This window comes from Stenotrophomonas chelatiphaga, assembly GCF_001431535.1.
Classification (GTDB): Bacteria; Pseudomonadota; Gammaproteobacteria; order Xanthomonadales; family Xanthomonadaceae; genus Stenotrophomonas; species Stenotrophomonas chelatiphaga.
On sequence record NZ_LDJK01000125.1, the window covers coordinates 1 to 2739 of the forward strand.

The 2739-nt window shown below is 69.1% G+C and carries 3 protein-coding genes; all 3 read right to left on the minus strand.

What is annotated here, in order from left to right; genetic code table 11:
* Positions 1–98: 98 nt before the first annotated feature.
* The 3 genes from ABB28_RS17400 to ABB28_RS17410 all read right to left on the minus strand — a co-directional run bounded on the left by ABB28_RS17400 (position 99) and on the right by ABB28_RS17410 (position 2684).
* Complete coding sequence (locus tag ABB28_RS17400) at positions 99–290, minus strand: hypothetical protein (RefSeq protein WP_057687610.1); 192 nt, start codon at positions 288–290, stop codon at positions 99–101.
* A gap of 68 nt (positions 291–358) precedes the next feature.
* The gene (locus ABB28_RS17405) at positions 359–2122 is read right to left on the minus strand and encodes an ABC transporter transmembrane domain-containing protein (protein WP_057687611.1); all 1764 of its coding nucleotides are present in this window, start codon (positions 2120–2122) and stop codon (positions 359–361) included.
* Entirely contained in the window at positions 2115–2684 is a 570-nt protein-coding gene (locus ABB28_RS17410) for an IMPACT family protein (protein ID WP_057687612.1), read from the minus strand. The genes ABB28_RS17405 and ABB28_RS17410 overlap by 8 nt, the downstream gene beginning before the upstream one ends.
* Positions 2685–2739: the final 55 nt, after the last annotated feature.

Genomic DNA, 2739 nt, shown 5'->3' on the forward strand with positions numbered 1-2739 from the left:
GTACTTGCGCGTGCCCCGCACAGCCTCTCCGCCCGGCTCAAGCACGTAGCCAGCAGCAAAGCCACCCGCGAGGGGGCAGCGCCCGTTCGACCGATCACTCAGATGCTCAACCGCACATCACCACCAGGCGTCACGAACTCACGCCCGCTGCGCACCAGCACGCGCCCATCTTCCAGTTCGTAACGCGGCTGCGCCCGCGCGCCCTGCGTGGACGCGGCGTCAGGCGTGAACTCCAGGATGATGCGGCTGTCGCCATTGGAATCGACTGCGGGAAACTGACGGAACGACATCGTCTACCTCCTTCACTCCACGGGTCTGCGGCGGCCAGCGTGCGCCGCCGCTTGTTAGCCGCGCGTGGTCAATCGATGAACTGCAGGCGGGCCAGCTCCGCGTACAGGCCGCCTTCGGCCAGCAGCTGTTCGTGGGTGCCCTGGGCAATGATCCGGCCATGGTCCATCACCACGATGCGGTCGGCCTTGAGGATCGTCGCCAGGCGATGCGCGATCACCAGCGTGGTGCGGCCTGCCATCAGCCGTTCAAGCGCCTGCTGCACGGCGCGTTCGCTCTGCGCGTCGAGTGCGCTGGTGGCTTCGTCCAGCAACAGGATCGGCGCGTCCTTCAACAGGGCGCGGGCAATGGCGATGCGCTGCTGCTGGCCGCCGGACAGGCGTGCGCCGCGTTCGCCCAGTTCGCTGTCATAGCCGTCCGGCAGGGCACGCAGGAACTCATCGGCTTCGGCGGCGCGGGCAGCGGCTTCCACCTCGGCATCGCTGGCGTCCAGCCGTCCATAGCGGATGTTGTCGCGTGCGCTGGCGGCAAACAGCGTGGGTTGCTGGGGTACCAGCGCCAACTGGGCGCGCAGCGCGGCCGGATCCATCGCGCGCAGGTCGATGCCGTCCACGCTCAACGCACCGGAACGCGGATCGTGGAAACGCAGCAGCAGCTGCAGCACGGTGCTCTTGCCGGCACCGGAAGGGCCCACCAGCGCGACCGTTTCGCCATGCCGCACGTGCAGGCTGAAATGCTCCAGCGCGGCCGTGTCCGGGCGCTGCGGGTAATGGAACACCACGTCGTCGAAACGGATCTCGCCGCGCAGCGGAACCGGCAGCACCGCCGGCGAGGCCGGTGCGCGGATTTCGATGTCTTCCTGCAGCAGTTCGCTGATGCGCCCCATGCCGCCGGACGCGCGCTGCAGTTCGTTCCACACTTCGGCCAGCGCACCCACCGACCCGCCACCGATCAGCGCATACAGCACGAACTGGCCGAGCGTACCGGCAGACAGGCGGCCGGCGATCACGTCGTGCGCGCCCAGCCAGAGCACGCCCACGATTGCGCCGAAGACCAGCAGGATGGCGCTGGCGGTGACCAGCGACTGTGCGCGGATGCGCCGCCGGGCGGCACGGATCGAATCTTTCAGCGCATGGTCGAAGCGGCCGCGTTCGTAGGGCTCGCGCGCGTGCGACTGCACGGTGCGCACCGCGCCCAGGGTTTCGGCGGCCAGGCTGTTGGCATCGGCGATGCGGTCCTGGCTGTCGCGGGAAATCCCGCGCAGGCGGCGCGCGCCCAGCACGATCGGCAGCACCGCCAGGGGAATGCCGAGCAGTGCCCAGGCGGCCAGCCGCGGGCTGGTCACGAACAGCATCACCAGACTGCCGACCACGGTGACGCTGCTGCGCAGGGCCACCGACATGGTCGAGCCGATCACGCTGCGCAGCAGTTCGCTGTCGGCCGTCAGGCGCGAGACCAGCTCGCCACTGCGGTTGCGGTCATGGAAGCCGGCGCCGAGCGTGATCAGGTGCCCGTACAGCTGTGCGCGCAGGTCGGCGACGACCTTTTCGCCGAGCAGCGAGACGAAGAAGAAGCGCGCGGCGGTTGCCAGCGCCATCACCACCGCCACCACCATCAGCAGGGCGAACGCACGGTTGATCTGGCCGCCTCCGGTGAAGCCGTGGTCGATCATCTGCTTGACCGCCGGCGGCAGGCTGAGCGTGGCCGCCGATGACACCGCCAGCGCCACCAGCCAGGCACTGAACAACCCCACGTGGCGGCGCACGAACGGCCACAGCGTGCCCAGGCTGCCAAGGCGCTTGAGGGCGGGGCGGGACGCGTCGGTGTCAGTCATCAGTGCGGGACTCGGAAGGAGAGTGCAGGCGTACCCGGTTACGGGTGGCGTCGCGCAGGCGCGTTTTCAATGCATCGCACTGGTCGGCAGGCAGTTCGACCCGCATGATCGCGCCGTCGGCGGTGAAGGTTTCTTCCTGCTTTACCGCCAGGTGCGCGGCCAGTGCGGCGTGCAGGGCGCCGAGGTCTTCGAACGGGGCGAGGATCTGCAGCTGTGCCAGCGCCACCAGCGGATCACGCGGCGCGGTCCGCAGGCATTCGGCGGCGGTACCGCCGTAGGCGCGCACCAGTCCGCCCGCGCCCAGCTTGATGCCACCATACCAGCGGGTGACCACCACCATGACCCGGTCGAAGCCCTGGCCGTCGATGGCGGCCAGGATCGGCCGGCCGGCCGTTCCCGACGGCTCGCCGTCATCGCTGGAACGGTATTCGTTGCCATGCCGATAGGCCCAGCAGTTGTGGGTGGCGTCGGCAACGGCGACCTGCTGCAGGAACTCCAGCGCGTGGCTGGCATCGCGGATCGGCGCGGCATGCGCCAGGAATCGGCTGTGCTTGATGTCCAGGCCTGTCTCTTATACCCACTCCCCCGCCCCCGTGCCTGCCTCCTATCCCTTATGC

Excerpts from the sequence above, each read along its gene's own strand:
- ABB28_RS17400 (WP_057687610.1), bottom strand. The coding sequence starts at position 290 with ATGTCGTTCCGTCAGTTTCCCGCAGTCGATTCCAATGGCGACAGCCGC.
- ABB28_RS17405 (WP_057687611.1), bottom strand. The coding sequence starts at position 2,122 with ATGACTGACACCGACGCGTCCCGCCCCGCCCTCAAGCGCCTTGGCAGC.